The 17,444-nt window shown below is 68.7% G+C and carries 17 protein-coding genes; 8 read left to right on the top strand and 9 right to left on the bottom strand.

All coding sequences use genetic code 11. The features are described 5' to 3' along the window. Positions 1 to 147: 147 nt before the first annotated feature. The 4 genes from J2853_RS48160 (at position 148) to J2853_RS20430 (ending at position 1,475) form a co-directional block, all read left to right on the top strand. On the top strand, positions 148 to 483 hold the full coding sequence (locus J2853_RS48160) for a hypothetical protein (protein ID WP_442480516.1): 336 nt from the start codon (positions 148 to 150) through the stop codon (positions 481 to 483). Between the two features lie 234 nt (positions 484 to 717). Further along, positions 718 to 912: a hypothetical protein gene (locus tag J2853_RS20440; RefSeq protein WP_307560264.1), complete on the top strand. Its 195-nt coding sequence runs from the start codon at positions 718 to 720 to the stop codon at positions 910 to 912. Positions 913 to 914: 2 nt separating this feature from the next. After that, on the top strand, positions 915 to 1,250 hold the full coding sequence (locus tag J2853_RS20435) for an ArsR/SmtB family transcription factor (protein ID WP_307560262.1): 336 nt from the start codon (positions 915 to 917) through the stop codon (positions 1,248 to 1,250). A gap of 36 nt (positions 1,251 to 1,286) precedes the next feature. Next, positions 1,287 to 1,475, top strand: a complete 189-nt coding sequence (locus J2853_RS20430; RefSeq protein WP_307560260.1) for a hypothetical protein — start codon at positions 1,287 to 1,289, stop codon at positions 1,473 to 1,475. A 114-nt stretch (positions 1,476 to 1,589) separates the two neighbouring features. Here J2853_RS20430 and J2853_RS20425 read toward each other — a convergent pair whose 3' ends face one another. Together J2853_RS20425 and J2853_RS20420 are read right to left on the bottom strand one after the other, a co-directional pair. Beyond that, positions 1,590 to 1,880: a hypothetical protein gene (locus tag J2853_RS20425; protein ID WP_307560258.1), complete on the bottom strand. Its 291-nt coding sequence runs from the start codon at positions 1,878 to 1,880 to the stop codon at positions 1,590 to 1,592. 759 nt (positions 1,881 to 2,639) lie between these two features. After that, entirely contained in the window at positions 2,640 to 3,104 is a 465-nt protein-coding gene (locus tag J2853_RS20420; RefSeq protein WP_307560256.1) for a MarR family winged helix-turn-helix transcriptional regulator, read from the bottom strand. A gap of 261 nt (positions 3,105 to 3,365) precedes the next feature. Between J2853_RS20420 and J2853_RS20415 the strand changes: the two genes are divergently transcribed. Beyond that, entirely contained in the window at positions 3,366 to 4,349 is a 984-nt protein-coding gene (locus tag J2853_RS20415) for a cation diffusion facilitator family transporter (RefSeq protein WP_307560254.1), read from the top strand. 163 nt (positions 4,350 to 4,512) lie between these two features. On the opposite strand, the gene J2853_RS20410 is transcribed toward J2853_RS20415, so the two are convergent. The 6 genes from J2853_RS20410 to J2853_RS20385 form a co-directional block, all read right to left on the bottom strand. Continuing rightward, positions 4,513 to 5,931, bottom strand: a complete 1,419-nt coding sequence (locus J2853_RS20410; protein WP_307560253.1) for an aminopeptidase P family protein — start codon at positions 5,929 to 5,931, stop codon at positions 4,513 to 4,515. A gap of 109 nt (positions 5,932 to 6,040) precedes the next feature. Further along, a complete protein-coding gene (locus tag J2853_RS20405) occupies positions 6,041 to 7,315 on the bottom strand; it encodes an ABC transporter substrate-binding protein (protein ID WP_307560251.1) in 1,275 nt (424 codons plus the stop codon). 2 nt (positions 7,316 to 7,317) lie between these two features. Beyond that, complete coding sequence (locus tag J2853_RS20400) at positions 7,318 to 8,436, bottom strand: branched-chain amino acid ABC transporter permease (protein WP_307560249.1); 1,119 nt, start codon at positions 8,434 to 8,436, stop codon at positions 7,318 to 7,320. Next, positions 8,429 to 9,319, bottom strand: coding sequence for a branched-chain amino acid ABC transporter permease (locus J2853_RS20395; protein WP_307560247.1), 891 nt, complete (start codon positions 9,317 to 9,319; stop codon positions 8,429 to 8,431). Before J2853_RS20395 ends, J2853_RS20400 begins: the two co-directional genes overlap by 8 nt. Further along, the gene (locus J2853_RS20390; RefSeq protein ID WP_307568743.1) at positions 9,316 to 10,122 is read right to left on the bottom strand and encodes an ABC transporter ATP-binding protein; all 807 of its coding nucleotides are present in this window, start codon (positions 10,120 to 10,122) and stop codon (positions 9,316 to 9,318) included. Before J2853_RS20390 ends, J2853_RS20395 begins: the two co-directional genes overlap by 4 nt. Before the next feature lie 50 nt (positions 10,123 to 10,172). Then, complete coding sequence (locus J2853_RS20385) at positions 10,173 to 11,018, bottom strand: ABC transporter ATP-binding protein (protein WP_307560245.1); 846 nt, start codon at positions 11,016 to 11,018, stop codon at positions 10,173 to 10,175. A 183-nt stretch (positions 11,019 to 11,201) separates the two neighbouring features. Between J2853_RS20385 and J2853_RS20380 the strand changes: the two genes are divergently transcribed. After that, a complete protein-coding gene (locus J2853_RS20380) occupies positions 11,202 to 12,401 on the top strand; it encodes a PucR family transcriptional regulator (RefSeq protein WP_307560243.1) in 1,200 nt (399 codons plus the stop codon). A 94-nt stretch (positions 12,402 to 12,495) separates the two neighbouring features. Beyond that, complete coding sequence (locus J2853_RS20375; protein ID WP_307560241.1) at positions 12,496 to 12,924, top strand: CBS domain-containing protein; 429 nt, start codon at positions 12,496 to 12,498, stop codon at positions 12,922 to 12,924. A gap of 295 nt (positions 12,925 to 13,219) precedes the next feature. Here the strand turns inward: J2853_RS20375 and J2853_RS20370 are convergent, their stop codons facing one another. Beyond that, positions 13,220 to 16,531: a S8 family serine peptidase gene (locus tag J2853_RS20370; RefSeq protein ID WP_307560239.1), complete on the bottom strand. Its 3,312-nt coding sequence runs from the start codon at positions 16,529 to 16,531 to the stop codon at positions 13,220 to 13,222. Positions 16,532 to 17,116: 585 nt separating this feature from the next. Here J2853_RS20370 and J2853_RS20365 point away from each other — a divergent pair. Then, entirely contained in the window at positions 17,117 to 17,371 is a 255-nt protein-coding gene (locus J2853_RS20365; protein WP_307560237.1) for a Smr/MutS family protein, read from the top strand. Positions 17,372 to 17,444 lie beyond the last annotated feature (73 nt).

Raw genomic sequence — 17,444 nt, 5'->3', positions numbered from 1 at the left:
CCGCCACCTGGATACGTGCGAGATCGACCCGCCGTTCAGGTGGATCGGAACGCACGCGTGGGCAGACGAGCCGTCCGGGCCTGACCTGGTGCGTGGAAGATCTCTCCAGGCTTTTCGCGGTGGCACATGCGATGACCGTGAAAGCAGGTGAAGATCAGCGAAACTCGACCACCGGCGGATGACGGTGTGTCGTACGACGCCGCCGCGGCCTTCCCTTACGGGTTGTACGGGTTATCTTTCATCGACCCGCCCGGAGGCAGGGTCTTCGACCTTGCTGTCCAGCGGGGGATTGTCACCGCCGAGCTCCTTACGCAACCGCTCAAGATCGATACCGTGGCTGCTGTACTTCAGCTCACGCGCGACCTTTGTCTGCTTCGCCTTCGATCGACCCCGCCCCATTGGCTGTACTCCCTCATGCAGGTCGTGCTCGACCTCTCGTCGCTGTCCGTATCACTGTCCGAGCTGCCGCCTGGTCCAGGCTGACACTGTAGATCAGTCCTAACCTGTCAGCAGCCGCACCCTGCCACACGCCCGGCTTCGCAGCCAACCCGTCGTTGACCGGGTCTGAGCTGCCCGCGAGCGTTGTGGAAAACGGCCTTCGCCATCATACCCAACGTCATTATGATTTGAAGAATTATGCAATTTGCCACATCATGGTTAGCGGCGTTCACCGATCGGACGCCGCCAGGTGATCTGATGCGCGGGGAAGAGCGAGGCATGAGCGAGTTTGCGGCGGAGCTCCGCGCACGCGTCGACGACGTCGACGCCGAACTGGGACTCCTGCGCGAGGCGTTCGGCACCCGCGCGGTGGAGGTCCTGTCCGGACGGTTGGAGAACCTGCTGCGCCTCGCCGATCGGCATGGCGTCGACGTGCGGTACGCGGCCGACACGCCTGCCGGTGAGGTGGGGTGATCATGCCGGTGCCGCTGTACCAGGCCAAGGCGGAGTTCTTTCGCACCCTTGGTCATCCGGCCCGCATCCAGGTGCTGGAGCTGCTCCAGGACGGTCCCCTGCCGGTCCGGGACCTTCTGAGCGCGATCGATATCGAGGCCTCCAGCCTGTCTCAGCAACTGGCGGTGCTGCGGCGCGCCGGGATAGTGACCGCCACACGAGAGGGTGCCACTGTCGTGTACGCCTTGTCCACCGCGGATGTGGCCGATCTGATGTTCGCGGCACGACGCATCCTGACCGAGTTGCTGGCCGATCAGGGCGAACTGCTCGCCGAACTGCGCGCGGAGGCTCGCGGGTGAACAAGGCCGATCACTCACTTCGACCCTGGGACCGTCATGGCTCGTGAGAAGCGAAAGACCCTGGAAGAGCGGATCGCCGACCGGCAGGCGCAGAGGCCCGCGCTGAAAGAGGGCAGCACCTTCGAGCACGGACCGGCGAAGTTCGTGTTCATCTTCCTCGTTGTGCTCGTTGTGCTGATCCATGTCGTCGGCCTGACCGTCCTCATGGCGTTGGACTCTCGCTGAAGCCTCGGGCGCGGTCCTCGGCGGAGTGGAGCCGATCGCGATTTCCGCCGGTGCGGTGATCCGGCCGGGCCGGATCACCGTGACGGGCCGAGGGCCCTGCCCGCGTCGTCGTGGTCAAGCACCCGATTCGAGGTCTGCCGACGAGTGGAGGGTCGCCAGCGCCGCGGGAAGGTCCGGGTACATCAGGGCGGACGGATCGCCGTGGCGGATGGCCCGGAAGGTCAGCTGGTCGCGAGGCCGGCACACCGCGACGCGGCGATGAACGGCCAGTGAGCGGACGGCGTCGACCAGGGCGGCTCGTCCGTCCGCGCCCCAGCCCTCCATGTCGGTGAGGTCGAGGACGAGCGGACGGTTGCCCTGCGGTGGAGCCAGGCCGACCGTGGTGGCGACCAGATCTGTGGCCATTAGGCCGACATGTCCGGAAAATCGCAGGATTTCAACGTCGGACCGTACCTCGTGGTGCCATCGGAAGGTCACGCGGTCATCTCCTCAGCAGAGGACTCGCCAGGGGAAGAATCTTCGAAGCTCCGGCACGGCGGCCGTAGCGCAACTGATGGCCGTTCCCGCATGCTCGCTTACCGATCTTCTCACTTGTTAAAGTTAGCAACCAATAAGGTATCAAACAGCCAAACGGGAGGATAACCGGAGGTCGCCGGATGACGTGGGTCGGCCTGTGGCGTGAAATGTCCTGTTCAAGGACGGGAGGTCGAGCGCCGGAGCGTGGCGCGGCTGTGATCACAGATGGTGAGATGCCGAAGCGCTCGGTGATTCGCGCTGCTACGGGCCCGTCGGCCATCGTTCGCACTTCAGGAGATTTGACGATATTCGTTAATATTGTCAAGCCTTAGTTCTTACCGGTGTTTTACTCGCCGGTCCATTCGCTGCGATGCTGGTGGCGAAGGCCGTCGCGGCCGAGATTCCGGAGCGATTCCGGCGAGGTTCACGCCGCCCCCGGTGCCCCTTCGCGGGGGCGGAGCCTGAGACCCGCGCGGCCCGGGGCTCGCCGATCATGTCGACGCGGGCCCGGCTGTAGACCGATGGAGGCGTGGAGCGCCGTACGCGGAGACCCGGGGAGCGCGGCGACGAGGATCCGGGGAACGGGCCCGGCCGGATCGTGGTGGCCGTCCGGTCTGCTCCGGGGGAGCGCTCGATATCGGTTTCGCGTCAGCGAAGGCTTTTGAGGTGGTTCACCACGGGCGTGTAGGCCGTTTCCAGCTCGTGGAGCTGATCGTCGGTGAGCAGGTCGATGAAATGCTGCCGGACGCTGGCCACATGGTGCGGCGCGACCTTCTGGATGGTGGCCCAGCCGTGCTCGGTGAGGACCGCGAACGTGCCGCGCCGGTCGTCCTCGCAGGTCTCCCTGGCGACCAGCCCGGCGGCCTCCATCCGTGAGATCTGGTGGGACAGGCGACTGCGGGACTGGATCGTGGCATCCGCCAGATCGCTCATGCGTATGCGGTGGCCGGGGGTCTCCGACAGGTTCACCAGGATCTCGTAGTCGTTCACGGAGAGCCCGAAGGGCTGCAGCTCGCGATCGAGGCGATGATCGAGGAGCTTGTGCGCGGCCAGATGGGTGCGCCACACTCGCTGCTCGATCGGGGAGAGCCAGCGGGACTCCTCGTCGTTCACCGGTCGTTCACCATTCCTCGTTCGTCGCGCGGATGGCCTCGTCCCTCGGCCGGCCGCTCCGCTCGCCGGATGAGGTCTGCTCCAGGGTCATAGATCAGAACCTACCTCAGAGTCCGGGGGCGGCCTCATAACGGGTGAGGTGGATGGGGCGGCCGAGCCGGAAGTTCTCACCCGGTCTGCTGTTTCGGCCTTGCCGAGCCGGGCACCGTCGGTCTCATGGGTGGTGACGGGCCATACGCCGGACGCACGTACGGTGATCGTATGTCGGAGAAGGTGATGGAAAAGCCCGAATCGGAGAGCCTTGTCACGGTGATCGTGGCAGGTCTGGCCAACCTGGCGATCGGGGTGGCCAAACTGATCGCCGGCCTCCTCAGCGGCTCGTCGGCGATGTTGTCCGAGGCCATGCACTCGGCCGCGGACACCGTCACCGAGGTCCTGCTGTTCGTCGCGGTGCGCAGGGGCGGCAAGTCCGCCGACGTCCGGCATCCGTTCGGGCACGGCAAGGCCGGGTTCTTCTGGGCGTTGATGGCCGCCTTCGCCACCCTCATCGGCGGCGCCGGATTCTCGATCACCCATGGCGTACAGGAGATCATCCACGGTGAGGAGCTCGCCGATCTGACGATCTCCTACGCGGTCCTGGCGATCTCGTTCGTGATCGAGGGAATCTCGTTCCTCAGGGCGCTGTCACAGGTGCGCGGAGAGGCCCGGCGGCTGGACGTGAGCCCGCGGCGCTACGTCGCCAAGACCTCCGACACCGCGCTGAAGGCCGTGCTCTACGAGGACGCGGCCGCCCTGGCCGGCCTGCTGATCGCCGCGGGCGGCCTGATGGCCTACCAGCTGACCGGCTCGAACCTCTGGGACGGCGTCGCCTCGATGCTGATCGGACTGCTGTTGCTCCTGGTCGCGCTCCATCTCATCTGGGTCAACGCCTCCCTGCTGATCGGCCAGGCCGCGCCCGCGAGGATGGAGGACGAGATCAGGGCCGAGATGCTCGCCCTGCCCGAGATCGAGAACGTGGTGGAACTGCTGACCATGATGCTGGGCCCGGACGAGGTGATGGTCGCCGCCCACATCGACTTCGCGGACGACGCCACCGGGGCGAACCTGGAGTTGGCCGCCGACCGGGTGGAACGCAGGCTCGTCGAGCGCTTCCCCTCGATCTCCCAGGTCTTCCTGGACCCGACGCCCGGCAGGCCCTCCCGCGCCGGACGGCCGGCCCGCGACGAGTCGGCCCGCGACGGCTGAACCGGACGGCCTCGCACCTCCACCGTTTCGCGCCGGGAGGACTCCGCCGGCCGATGCGCATCAGATCCTCTTGATTCCGTGTGTCCCGCGCCCGGCGGGCGCGGGACACACGGAATCGACGAGACCGTCCGGCGACGTCGTGGGAGAGGAAGGACCGGGGAGGTCAGGAGAGAAGCGTGCCCATCCACTCTTCGATCTCGTCGGGGTGGCGGGGCAGCCCGGCCGACATCAGACGGGCGCCGTCGGCGGTGATGACGAGGTCGTCCTCGATGCGCACACCGATGCCGCGCAGCTCCGGCGGGAGCGTGAGGTCGTCCGGCTGGAGGTAGAGGCCGGGTTCGACGGTGAGCACCTGTCCTTCTTCCAGCACGCCGTCCAGGTAGACCTCCGAGCGGGCCTTGGCGCAGTCGTGCACGTCCAGGCCGAGCATGTGGCCGCTGCTGCACACGGTGTAGCGGCGGTACAGGCCGCTCTCCGGCTCCATCGCCTCATCCGCGCTGATCTTCAGCACGCCCCAGTCGTGCAGGCCCTCGGCGATGACCCGCATGGCCGTCTGGTGGAAGTCGCGGAATCTCGCGCCCGGCCGCAGGCCGGCGATCGCCGCGCTCTGGGCCTCGTAGACCAGCTCGTAGACCTGGCGCTGGATCGGGCTGAAACGCCCGGAGAGCGGCAGGGTCCTGGTGATGTCGGCGGTGTAGAGGTTGTCCGTCTCCACACCCGCGTCGAGCAGCAGCAGATCGTTCTCGTTCAACCCGCTGTCGTTGCGGATCCAGTGCAGCACGCACGCGTTGGCGCCGGAGGCCACGATGCTGTCGTAGCCGACCGAGTTGCCCTCCAGGCGGGAGCGGAGGTTGAAGATCCCCTCCAGGTAGCGCTCACCGCGGCGGTGGGCCAGGGCGGCGGGCAGCGCCCGTACGACGTCCTCGAACCCCCACGTGGTCGCGTCCACCGAGAACTGGAGGTCGGCGATCTCCCACGCGTCCTTGATCAGCCGCATCTCGGAGAGGAAGGACTCCAGCTCGCCGTCGCCGTCGTGCGGCGCGATCCGGCCGTCCACCGAGGTGTCCACCCCGCGCAGCACGCGCGCGGGTCCGGCGAGCGCGTCGTCCAGCCTGTCCGAGGCCGCGCACTCAATCAGGTAGAGCGCCTCGGCCTCGGCCAGATCGGGGCGGCGGCCCACCCAGAACTCGCCGTAGCGGCGGTCCCGGTAGAACTCCTGCCCGGCCGTCCCGGGCGCGGACCGCGGCGAGCGGGGCCGCACGAACAGGACGGCCGAGCCGTCCGGTTCGATGACCAGGACGTCGTCGGGCTCCTGGTCCCCGGTGAGATAGACGAACGCGCTGTGCGCCCGGAACCGGTGGTCGCTGTCGTTGCTGCGGGTCCTGAGCGTGCCGGACGGGATGATCAGCCGCTCACCGGGGAAACGGGCGGCGAGCGCGGCGCGTCGTTTGGCGGTGTAGGCGGCCTGCGGCAGCGAGGCCAGGTCGTCGCGGTGGGTGTCGGCCCAGCCCGTTGTCATGAACGTGGCGAGGGCGTCGGAGACCGGCAGGTCGTGGCTGCCGGTGTTGAGCTTCTGGGTCATCGTGTTCCCGGGAGCGAAGGGCTGTGGTATTTCACACGCTATCCCCGGGCGGTACGGCTCGCACCTCTCCTCCAGGAGGCCGGGGCGCGAGCCGTACCCGAATCCACGATCAGCCCACCGGGACCTGGTACTCCTTGGCCAGGTCGGACACGGCGGCCTCCTTGAAGATCACCGAGCCGCCCAGGGCGTCCTTGTCCGGCTTGGCGACATAGGACAGCAGGGACGCGGGCTTGTCGAACGTGGTGAAGTCCATGGTCGTGCCGAACGCCTCGCCCCAGGCGGACTGGCTGCGGTGCGCGGCGACCACGCCGGCCCGGGACAGGTCCTTGCTCTCGCAGGCCTTCTTGAGCGCGTCGACGACGATGCCCGCGGCGGCGTAGCCCGCCGAGACGCCGCTGTCGATCTCCACGCCCGGGTACTTCGCCGCGTAGTCGGCGGCCAGCTTCTTCATGGCGGGCCGGTCCGAGCTGATCGGGGCGCCGCCCGTTATGTAGTAGAAGTCCTTCAGCAGCGCCGGTCCCGCGGGGGTGGGCAGCAGCTGCGGGGAGTAGGCCGAGTTGCTGCCGACGAACGGCACGTCCATCCCCTTGGCCAGCGAGACGCCGACGAGCGAGGCGGTCTGCTTGGGGCCGACCGAGACCAGGATGGCCTTGACGTCCTCGGCCTTGAAGGCGGCGACCTGGGCGCTCATGTCCTGGTCGGTCGCCTTGATCTTCTGCTCGACGACCGTCAGGCCGAGCTTCTCCGCGGCGTACTTGGAACCGTTCAGCGCGCTCTCGCCGTAGTCCCCTTCGAAGTACAGGTGACCGATCTTGTCGCCGGACTTGACGCCCTTCTCCTTGACCAGGAAGTCCACCCCGTTGATCATGTCGATGTCGTAGGTGGTCCCGGTGACCTGGATGGGCTCGCTGCCGAGCAGCCCGGTCGCCCAGGCCATCGGGATGGTGAGCATCCGGTCGGCCTCGATGCGCTGCTTGATCGCGTTGACCATGGGTGAGCCCACGATGTGGGCGAGTGCCACCGACTTGGGGCCGATCTCGGTGTAGGCCGCGACCGCCTTCTGCGCGTCGTAGCCGTGGTCGCGCACGATGGTCTCAAGCCGGCGGCCGCACACGCCTCCGGCCGTGTTGATCTGCTCGAAGTAGAGCTGCTGGGCCTGGGTCAGGCTCTTGCCGAACGAGGCGTAGGGGCCGGTGAGGTCGGTCATCAGACCGAGTGTGATCGTGTCGGCGGTGACACCGGGCCCGGTCTTCACCCCGTCGCTGCCCACGGCGGACGCGGCGGGAGCGCCCCCGGTGGCCTTCTCGCTGGCGCACGAGGCGACGGCCAGGGCCAGGAGGGCTAATACAGCGATCCTTCGGGCGGGGCTTCTGGGAATTCCCATGATCAGTTCCTTGTGTCGGGGGACGGGGTGAGAGAGGGGTTCTTTGTTGCGGGGACGGGAGCGGCTCGGCGGCCCAGGGGCAGCCGGAGGCGGCCGGCGAGGCCGAACAGCCCGCCGGGCAGGAAGAGGACGATGACGACGACGGCGGCGCCGTACAGGAGCCGGGCGGCCTCGGCGGGGGAGACCCCGCCGGAGCCGGGCTCGGCCACCAGCGGCAGGGCGTCGCTGTAGCGGGTGAGCACCTGGGGCAGCATCGAGATGAAGACCGCGCCGATCACCGCGCCCGCGACCGACCCCAGTCCGCCGATAATGATCATGGCGAGGTAGTCGAGGGAGAGCAGGAGGCCGAAGTACTCCGGAACGGTCCGCTGGAAGACCAGGGCGATCAGGACGCCCGCCAGCCCGCCGTACATCGACGACAGCACGAACACGCCGGCGCGGTAGCGGGCCACGGGCACGCCCATCACCCCGGCCGCGATCTCGTGGTCGCGGATGGTGTTCATGGCCCGTCCCGGGCGGCCCCTGAGCACCCCGCGGGCGAACAGCCCGGCGCAGACCACGACGGCCAGGCCGAGGAACCAGAGCCGCTCCAGCGCCCCGAAGGGCACCTGGGCGATCACGAGGGCGGGGGAGTCGGCGAAGACGAATCCGAACAGTTCCATGGGCGGCACCGCCCGGCCGTTGAAACCGCCCGTCACGGGTTCGGCGTTGAACAACAGGTGCTGGCCGAGAAAGACCAGGGCGAGTGTGGCGATGCCGAGGTAGGCCCCCTTCAGCCGGCCGGCGATCGGGCTGAACACGCCGCCCGCGATGCCCGCGATGACCACCGCGAGCACCGCCGCGACGGGGGTGGGCAGGCCCAGCCCGCCGAGGGCGTGCCCGCCGCCCTGGCCGGGTTCCGAGGCGAAGTAGACGTACGCGTAGGCGCCGATCGCCAGGAAGAACGCGTGGCCCATGGACAGCTGGCCCGTGGCGCCGGTCAGCAGGTTGATGCCGATCGCGCCGATGGCGGCCGACATCGCGAAGAGCCCGGCCTGCAGCCAGAAGCCCTCCAGGTAGAACGGCGCGATGACCGCCGCCACGAGCAGGACGGCCGAGACGGCGAGGGTCTTCCTAGACACGGGCCAGCTCCCTTGTCCCGAACAGCCCCGCGGGGCGGATGAGCAGGACCACGATCATCACGAGGAACGGCGCGACGTCGCCGATGCCCCGGCCGAGGAAGGCCATCTCGTTCTGGTAGCCGCTCATCAGGGCCTCGGTGACCCCGATGATGAGCCCGCCGACCAGCGCGCCCGTGGTGGAGTCCAGGCCGCCGAGGATCGCGGCGGGGAACGCCTTCATCGCGGCGAACGTCGTGCTGCGGTCCAGCCCCGGGGTGGGGAACACGCACAGGAAGAGGGCGGCGACGGCGGCGAGGGCGCCGGCGATCGCCCACGCCCCCATCGACACCCGCCCGCGCCGCACGCCCATCAGGGCGGCGGTCTCGGAGTCCTCGGCGGTGGCACGCATGGCGATGCCCCAGTTGGTGTATTTGAACGCGAGCAGGAACGCGGTGATCAGGACGGCGGCGACGACCAGCGCGGCGACGCGGGTCTGGGCGATGCTGACGGCCCCCAGATGCAGCACCTGATCGCGCCAGGGATCGCCGAGGGCGAGGACGTCGGCGCCGATCTGCCGGGTGAGCTCGGTCGTCAGCACGATGTCGATGCCGATCGTCGCGATCGCCAGGACGCTGTGGGAGGAGACGTTCGCCCGGCGGATGACCAGGAACTCGATCAGTGCGGCCAGGACGGCCGCCCCGGCGATGCCGATCAGCAGGGCGGCCCAGAAGCCGACCGAGGCGTGCAGTTTGGCGACGATGAAGCCGCCGACCAGGAGCAACGAGGCATGGGCGAAGTTGAGCACCTCGGTCGCCTTGAAGATGATGACGAACCCCAGGGCGATCAGCGCGTACACCGCTCCCACGGAGATCCCGTTCGCCAGGAGTTCGAGAAAAGTGATCACGAAGCGGTCTCCTCCTTCTCGCTCGCCGCGCCCAGGTAGGCGCGGATGACCTCGGGATCGCTCTGGACCTCCAGGGGAGGCCCGTCCGCGATGCGCCTGCCGAAGTCCAGGACCGTCACGGCGTCGGCGAGCCGCATGACCATCCCCATGTCGTGCTCGACCAGCAGGATCGAGATGCCGAGGCTCTCCCGGACGGCGACGATCAGCTCGGCCATCTCGCGGCGCTCTCCGCCGCTCATGCCGGCCACCGGTTCGTCGAGCAGCAGCAGCCGGGGTTCCATGCACAGGGCCCGGGCCAGCTCGACCCGCTTCTGCACGCCGTACGGCAGGAGCCCGACGGGTGTCGCGAGCCGTTCGGTGAGCCCCACGAAGGCGGCGATCTCGATCACCCGCTCGCCGTGCCTGGCCGCCTCGCGCCGGGCGGACGGCAACCGCAGCCCGGCCGAGACGAAGCCGGCGCGGGTCAGCCGATGGCGGCCGAGCATCAGGTTCTCCCGCACCGACATGCGAGGCGACAGGGCGATGTTCTGGAAGGTGCGCGCCACACCCAGGGCGGCGATGCGGTGCGGGAGCAGGGAGGTCAGTTCCGCGTCACCGAACCGCACGCTGCCCGCGGTGGCGCGATAGACGCCCGACAGCACGTTGAAGCAGGTCGACTTGCCCGCCCCGTTGGGGCCGATGATCGCGTGGACGCTGCCGGGTTCGACGGTGAAGCCGATCGCGTCGAGCGCGGTGAGTCCCGCGAAACGTACGGTGACGTCGCGTACGTCGAGCCGGGGAACGCCGGAGGCCGAGGCATCCATACCGGCTGGTTGGTATGTGCCGGTCACGCCGGCCACCTCGTCAGGACCGGTCACGCCGACCACCTCGTCAGGACCGGGCGCCCGGCGGACGCGGCGGCCAGGGGGGCGTCGCGGTCGTCGCGGTCGTCCTCGCTCCGGGCCTCGATCCCCAGGTAGCGCCGGCGCACCTCGTCGCTCTCGGCGAGCTCGGCGGCCGGGCCCGACAGCACCACCTCGCCGACCTCCAGCACGTACGCGTAGGAGGCGAGAGACAGGGCCATGGCGGCGTTCTGCTCCACCAGGAGCACGGTCGTCCCCCGGGCGTTGATCTCGCGGACGGTGTCGGCGATCCGGGCCGCCATCATCGGCGCGAGGCCGAGGGTGGGCTCGTCCAGCAGGAGCATCCTCGGCCGGGCCATCAGCGCGCGTCCGATGGCGAGCATCTGCTGCTCGCCTCCCGACAGCAGTCCCGCGCGCTGTCCGGCGCGCTCGGCGAGCACGGGAAAGAGCGTGAGCACGTCCTGTCTGGCCTCGGCCGCGGACCGGCGGTCACGTGCTCCGAGCGCGCCGGCCCGCAGATTCTCCTCGACGGTCATCCGCGCGAAGACCCGGCGCCCCTCGGGCACCTGGACGACGCCCCCCGCGACGACGGCCGAGGCGGCCGCGCCGGACAGCCTCACCCGGTCAAAGCTGATCTCGCCCGCCGTTATCCCGCCCCGCTGGAACCGCAGGGTGCCCGACACGGCGCGCAGCAGGGTCGACTTCCCCGCGCCGTTGCCGCCGAGCACCGTGACGATCGAGCCGCGCGGAACGTTCAGCGAGACCCCTCGCAGGGCAAGGACCGGACCGTAGTTCACCGCCAGATCCCTGACGACCAGCCCGGAGTCTTCGGGCGGGCGAGGGTCGTGGACGTCCATGTGTGCCTCCTGTACAACCGATGAACGCACCCAACCGAGGTGGCTCACCGGCGTCCAGGGGGCCGGGTGAAGTCGGGGCCGGTGCCCACGCCGGACGGGTGCCGGTTGTGCGTGCGCACAGCGCCGGGTCACGAAACAGAACAGAATCTTGTTCGGTAGATGTAATGCTGTCACGATCACCAGATGGGGACTCGGGTCGTCGCGGATGACGAAGTGCGAAGGATCATGCGGCTGGCCGCCGGCCGGCTGTTGCAGAGGCTCCCTCGGCTCACCGACGAACTCGTCGCCAAGATCCGCGACACCGACGAGGCGTACCGGCGGATGGTGCCCACCGACGATCACTGGCAGAGCGTCTACGAGGCCATGCGGGACGGCATCGGCGCCATCCTGCTGCCCCGGCCGGAGCGGCGGGACCTGCCCCAGGCGGAGATGACCGCCCGGCGCAGGGCGGAGCAGGGCCTTCCCATGGACTCGCTGCTGCGCAGCTACCGGCTCTCCGCGCAGGTGATGTGGGACGGCCTGATCGAGGTGGTCACCGAGGAGGAGCCGGAGAACCTGGCGGTCCTGATCCGCAGTGCCACCAACGTGTGGCACGCCACCGACCGGCAGGCGATCGCCGCCGCCGAGGCCTACCGCAGACGGGAGGCCGAGATGTTCGGCCGCACAGCCGAGCGGGTCCAGGCCCTGCTCGACGCACTGCTTGAGGACCGCGCCGACGCCGCCCTGGTCCGCAGCGCCGCCGCCGCGCTGGACCTGCCCGAACTCGGCCGGTACGCGGTCGTCGTCACCCGGCTTCCCGGCCGTCAGGATCACAGGGAGGACGCCGTCCGCCCGACCGGCCTGGGCGCGATGCGGCTGCTGTGGCGGATGCGTTCCGACTACGAGGTGTCGGTCGTCCTGCTGCACGAGGCGGAGATGGAGGATCTGACCTGTGAGCTACGCCCGCACATCACCGGGTGCGCGGGGATCAGCCCGGTGGTCGAGGGGCTGGCCGAGCTGGGCCGCGCCCGACGGCTCGCCGAGCTCGCGCTGCGGACCTGTGCGGGGGAGGGCCCGGAGATCGCCAGGCTGGAGGACCGGCTGCCCGCGGCGCTGGTGGTGAGCCAGCCCGAGCTCGCGGGTCATCTCAGCGGCGCTGTGCTCCGGCCCATCCTCGCCCTCGACCAGGCCGACCGGGAGGTTCTGCTCGGCACCCTGGAGGCGTGGCTGCGCTGCGAGGGTTCCGCGATGCGCGCCGCCGGGCAGCTGTACTGCCACCGCAACACGGTCTTCAACCGCATCCGCCGCATCGAGCAACTCACCGGGCGATCCCTGGCGCGACCCCTGGACATCGTGGAGCTCACTCTCGCCCTCGACGCCGTGCGATTGCTCCCCGTAATCTGAACATCACATGCTTTGTCGCCTTCGGCGCTTAGGTGGAGGCTCGATGGGGCAGTGGTTAGGGATACCTGAGCCAGGCTGAACCGAGGTGATGTCGATGCTGATCGGTACGATTCTGCAAGGCAAGGGCACATACGTGGCAACCGTCAGCCCCGACGCGACGGTGGCCGAACTCCTGGCCGTCCTGGCCACGAACAACATCGGTGCCGTGGTGGTGTCCGAGGACGGCGTGTCGATCGTGGGTATCGTCTCCGAGCGGGACGTGGTGCGACGGCTGAACGACCGGGGCTCGGACGTGCTGGGGTCCCCGGTGTCGTCCATCATGACGACCGAGGTCCGCACCTCCTCTCCCGACGTCAACGTGGACGACCTGCGGCAGCTCATGACCACGCACCGCATCCGGCACGTGCCGGTCGTGGCAGACGGGCGACTGGCCGGGATCGTGAGCATCGGCGACGTGGTCAAGAACGCCATCGAGGTGCTGGAGACCGAGAAGGCGCACCTGGTGGACTACCTCCACCGCTGAGATCCCGCTGGGATCCCGCTGGGATTCCGTGGGTTCTTCGCAGGCCCCGCACGTTCGCAGGCCCCGCACGTTCGCGGACCCGCACGTTCGCGGGCCCCGCGTGTTCGCGGGCCCCGCGTGTTCGTGAGCCGCGCGGATCTTCCCGAGACACCGTCGCTGAGATTTCGTCGGCTTCCGCCGGGTTCATGGTCCTTTCCGTGGCTTCGTGAGTCCGCGCAGCTCTCCGTGAGGCCCTCGTAACGCCCGGGTGGGCCCGGCGCCGAGGCGCCGGGCCCACCCGTCCTTTTTCTGGTTCCTACTGCACGGTTATCTTGTCGACCTCGATGGTGAGGCCCTTCACCTGCGGCGTCGACGTGCCCGTCGTCACCGACCCGACCCCCTTGCTGACTCCCTTGACCTTCATCGTGTAGGTCAGGGTGCCGCCGGGAGCTCCGGGCGCGCTGGTCACACGCAGGTCCTCGGTCGGCGGACCGGTGATCTGGCCGCCGGCCGTACCCTCGTCGTTCTCGGCGCCCACGGTCAGGCCGTAGGCCGCCGGCGGTTCGCCGGGCAGGTTGCCCGAGTCATAGATGTAGGTGATGTCCTCTGTCCCGTTCAGCCCGATCCACTGCTGGAACACCTTGGTGTCGGTGGTGCCGAAGAGGTTGAGCCGCCATTCGACGACGAGCCAGTCGTTCAGGCCGTCGGTCAGCGTCCCGACGAGGATGCCCGGCGCGCCGGTGCCGTCCAGGTCGGTCCAGTAGGGTGCGAGCACGTTGTTCGGGGTCGCGGGGTTCGGCAGGGTCTGCGGTATGAAGTCGATGTCGGTCGAGCCCGCGCTGCCTCCCGGGATCGAGTACCCGTTGGAGACGATGCCGAGCCGGGTGTAGGTCTTCCCCGCGTACTGGAACGGCGGGACGGTGAAGTTGATCGCGTTCTCGTCACCCATCGCGATCGGTGTGATGCCGAAGGCGTCGAGCGGCAGGTAGGGAGCGGGTCCGGTGCCCGGGGCGATGCCCGGCCTGTCCGGCTGCTTGGCCGCGAGGGTGGTCTTCACCGTCGCTATCTGTGAGCCGATCTTGGTGGCACCGGTCACGCTGTTCAGCCGCAGCTTGCCGTCCAGCGTGCTGAGCGCCGTCACCTCGGCGGCCTCAAGGTTGTCGTTCTGCACGCTGACCGTGCAGGTGGACTCGCCGGTGTTCTGCGGGATGGTGGCCGGCACACAGGTCTGCTCGATCGGGACGGCGCCTTCCTTGCGGAAGAACGCGACCGGCAGGTGCAGGTTGCGCGTGCCACCGATCTGCTTGAGGTTCACCTGGCCGAAGTACTGCCCGTCCGGCAGGTCCGGTGCGGTGATCACCACGCTGACCTTGGCGGTCTTGCCCGGCTTGACGCTGAACAGCGGCGGCAGCACCGTGATGTTCGCGCCCTTGACGGTCGTTCCGGTGGCGGTGAAGGTGAGCGTCTTGTCGGTGACGTTGGTGAACGTCCGCTTGGCGGTGATGAGACCCGGCATGGTCGGGGCGTTCACCGACGGCAGGTTGAGGTCGATGCGGTTGAGCGCGTCGGTGGCCGAGGCGGCGAAGTTCTCCGCCGTCTCGTTCAGGGTCAGGCCCGGGTCGCCGGCCTTGGTCAGGTCGATGCGACCGCCGCCGAAGTCGAACGGGTCGGCGGGGGTGACGCGGTCCTGCTTGGTGACCGAGGTCTTGGCCGTCGTCTCCAGCGCGGACTTCACCTGGCCGGGCGTCCAGTTCGGGTGCAGCGCGAACACCAGGGCCGCGGCGCCCGCGACGTGCGGAGCCGACATCGAGGTGCCCGCGATGACCTGGTACAGGTTGCCCTGCGGGCCACCCGCCGTATTCTCCAGCGTCGGGGTCTGCCCCGCTACGATGTGCAGGCCGGGTGCGGTGACGTCCGGCTTGAGGAAGTCGCCGCCGGGCCCGCGGGAGGAGAACGTGGTGATCACGTCACCCTGCCAGGTGGCCTTGGTGCCCTGGGTGAGCTTGCCGGTCGCGCCGGGGTTGGCGGACAGGAAGGCCAGCAGGGTGTCGGTCTGCGGCTTGTCGAGGTGGACCGTCGGAATCCAGTGGTTGTCGGTCATGACGTCGAGCGGCGTGGCGTTGTAAAGGATCATGCCTGCCGCGCCGCCCTGGAGGACGTTGAAGCCCTTCACGATTCGTCCGGGACCGCGCTCGCAGGCGACGATCTTCCCGGCGAACAGCCCCGGGGGAGCGGGCGCCGTGCACAGCGCGTTGGAGTAGGGCGGGGCCGAGGCCAGGACCACCGGCAGCGGCGAGGCGATGCCCGCGGTGATGGAGGCGCCCTTCAGCGTGGTGCTCGCGCCGCCCGCGCCGGCCAGGGTGAGGGTGGACTGGAAGGTCCTGCTCTGGGTGGACGCCGCCACCGTGGTCACCCACGGGCTGAGGTGGTCGGCGGTGGCCGCTCCGGGGCCCGAGTTGCCCGCCGAGGCGGAGACGAGCACGCCCGCCGCGTAGGCGTCGAGGAAGGCCAGCTCCACCGGGTCGCTGTAGGGGGAACTGCCGCCGGAGATCGAGAAGTTGATCACGCGGACGCCGTCGTTGATCGCCTGGCCCACCGCCTGCGCGGTGTCGGAGGGATAGCAGCCCAGGGCGCCGCAGACCTTGTAGACCGACACGTGCGCCGCCGGGGCGATGCCGTGGATCGGGCCGCGGTCGATGCCGAGCGGGTTGGCGTGGGCCACCGGGCCGCCCGCCGAGGTGGTCGCGGTGTGGGTGCCGTGGCCGTTGGAGTCACGGGCGCTGGTGTAGACCTCGTCCGGGTTCTCGGGTATCGACAGGTAGGTCTCGAGGAACGCCGCGCCGCCGATCAGCTTGCGGTTGCAGGCGAACGGGTCCGCCCCCGGGGTCAGCGGGTTGTCGCCGAAGTCGCAGATACGCGGGCTGCCGTCCCTGGTGGGGGGTACGGCGGGCAGCGTGCCGGGGTCGGCGAACTGGGGGTGCTCCGGCCAGGCGCCGGAGTCCAGGACGCCGACGATGACGCCCTTGCCGGAGGAGGAACTGCCGCCCAGCTTGTTGTAGATCGTGGGAGCCCCGATGAAGGCGGGGCTGGAGTCGCTCAGAAGCTTCTCGGGCTTGTCCTCCTGGACGGCGGCCACGCCGGGCAGCTTCAGCAGCTCGGCCGCCTTGTTGGCCGGGATCCGCAATGCGATGCCGCCGTAGACGGTCCGCAGTTTCTGTCCCGCTCTGGCGTTGGGCACGCGCTTGGCCAACTCGGAGAGGAAGCCGTTCTCGACTTCTTCGATGTGCTTTTCGTATTTCTTGGCGTCACCGCTCTTGATATCAAGAGATTTGCCGGTTTTCGTCGGACTTGTCGCCGGTAGCCCCTCAAGTCCCCCTTGATAGGCGGCGTACGAGTCGTAGTCCAGCTTGACCATCACGTTGACCGTGGCGCCCGAGGTCGACCTCAGCAGCCCTTGGTCGCTCTGTGCGAGCTTGCCGGTCGGCGATTTCGCGCCCTGGACCAGTTCACCCCCGGTCAGCGGGGTCGCCGTCCACTTGGCCGGCGGGGTGGGGGTGGGGGATGTGGCCGCACTCGACGGCGGCGCCATCGCCGCGACGAGCCCGACGCCGACGGCGAGCACCGCCACGCGCCTGATCCTTGATAAGTGGGGCTTCGGGGACAACGAGACCTCCCTGTAGGACGCATGAACACGTCACGGAGCAGGGAGGGAGGAGGGCGCCGGGCATGCCCGGTGGAGCATGACGGAGAAGGCCTCGACCCTCCCCGTTGGGTGACGCACGATCGGCAGTCCCGAAGGACGGACGATCACGATCGGGAGCCTAACTAGGGATCATTTATCTGCATAGACAGTGAAATTGCCATAATTATTGGCGGAATTAGTCAAATTTAATTACATAGTCTGCCCAGCCTCGCGGCGGGACGCCGTCGTGGTAGATGGCAGGAATTCCCATCCCTTTTGTCCCTTTAGGCGTTGACAATCGCTGAGAAATGAGCGTGGTACGAGTCCTCCGGAACGGGCCCGCGCGGTCCGATGTCGATCGACGGTGTGCGACGTGCGGACCCGGCTCGGCGTCGCACCTGCTCTCGGGTGATCTCTGAGAAGCCGGCGGGATCACCCGGCCGGCCTTGCCGCGAAGAGCCGTCGGCCGGCACGGCGAGGTGGCGATCCGCTGTGCGTAAACTGGCCTGAAGCGACACGCGGGAGGCCTGGTTGAAGCTCAAGCTGGATCTGCACCCCCTCTACAACCGAGGCGGGGAGATCGACAAGGCGCTGCGGGGCATCATCGACGAGGCCATGAGGAAGAAGGCCACCGAGGTCGAGATCATCCCTGGCAAGGGCTCGGGCCAGCTCAAGAAGAAGGTCCTGCGCTTCCTTGAGCAGAAGGAGATCAAGGCTCTCTACCATCGCATCGACAAGGACGCCAAGAACCACGGCCGCCTGTTCGTCTACTTCCGCCACAAGTAGGGTCGCACCGCGCTGACCGGCGCAGACGACATGTTTGATCATGTTCTGGGCGCGCCGGGGGCCCATGGCTCGT

The sequence above is a fragment of the Streptosporangium lutulentum genome (assembly GCF_030811455.1).
In the GTDB taxonomy this organism is placed as follows: domain Bacteria; phylum Actinomycetota; class Actinomycetes; order Streptosporangiales; family Streptosporangiaceae; genus Streptosporangium; species Streptosporangium lutulentum.
Note: the sequence above shows the minus strand (reverse complement) of the source record. Positions and strands in the feature narration are given on the sequence as shown.

Coding starts and splice junctions, on each gene's coding strand:
- J2853_RS20440 (WP_307560264.1), top strand. CDS start 718: ATGAGCGAGTTTGCGGCGGAGCTCCGCGCACGCGTCGACGACGTCGAC.
- J2853_RS20435 (WP_307560262.1), top strand. CDS start 915: ATGCCGGTGCCGCTGTACCAGGCCAAGGCGGAGTTCTTTCGCACCCTT.
- J2853_RS20430 (WP_307560260.1), top strand. CDS start 1,287: ATGGCTCGTGAGAAGCGAAAGACCCTGGAAGAGCGGATCGCCGACCGG.
- J2853_RS20425 (WP_307560258.1), bottom strand. CDS start 1,880: ATGGCCACAGATCTGGTCGCCACCACGGTCGGCCTGGCTCCACCGCAG.
- J2853_RS20415 (WP_307560254.1), top strand. CDS start 3,366: ATGTCGGAGAAGGTGATGGAAAAGCCCGAATCGGAGAGCCTTGTCACG.
- J2853_RS20410 (WP_307560253.1), bottom strand. CDS start 5,931: ATGACCCAGAAGCTCAACACCGGCAGCCACGACCTGCCGGTCTCCGAC.
- J2853_RS20405 (WP_307560251.1), bottom strand. CDS start 7,315: ATGGGAATTCCCAGAAGCCCCGCCCGAAGGATCGCTGTATTAGCCCTC.
- J2853_RS20390 (WP_307568743.1), bottom strand. CDS start 10,122: ATGGATGCCTCGGCCTCCGGCGTTCCCCGGCTCGACGTACGCGACGTC.
- J2853_RS20385 (WP_307560245.1), bottom strand. CDS start 11,018: ATGGACGTCCACGACCCTCGCCCGCCCGAAGACTCCGGGCTGGTCGTC.
- J2853_RS20380 (WP_307560243.1), top strand. CDS start 11,202: ATGGGGACTCGGGTCGTCGCGGATGACGAAGTGCGAAGGATCATGCGG.
- J2853_RS20375 (WP_307560241.1), top strand. CDS start 12,496: ATGCTGATCGGTACGATTCTGCAAGGCAAGGGCACATACGTGGCAACC.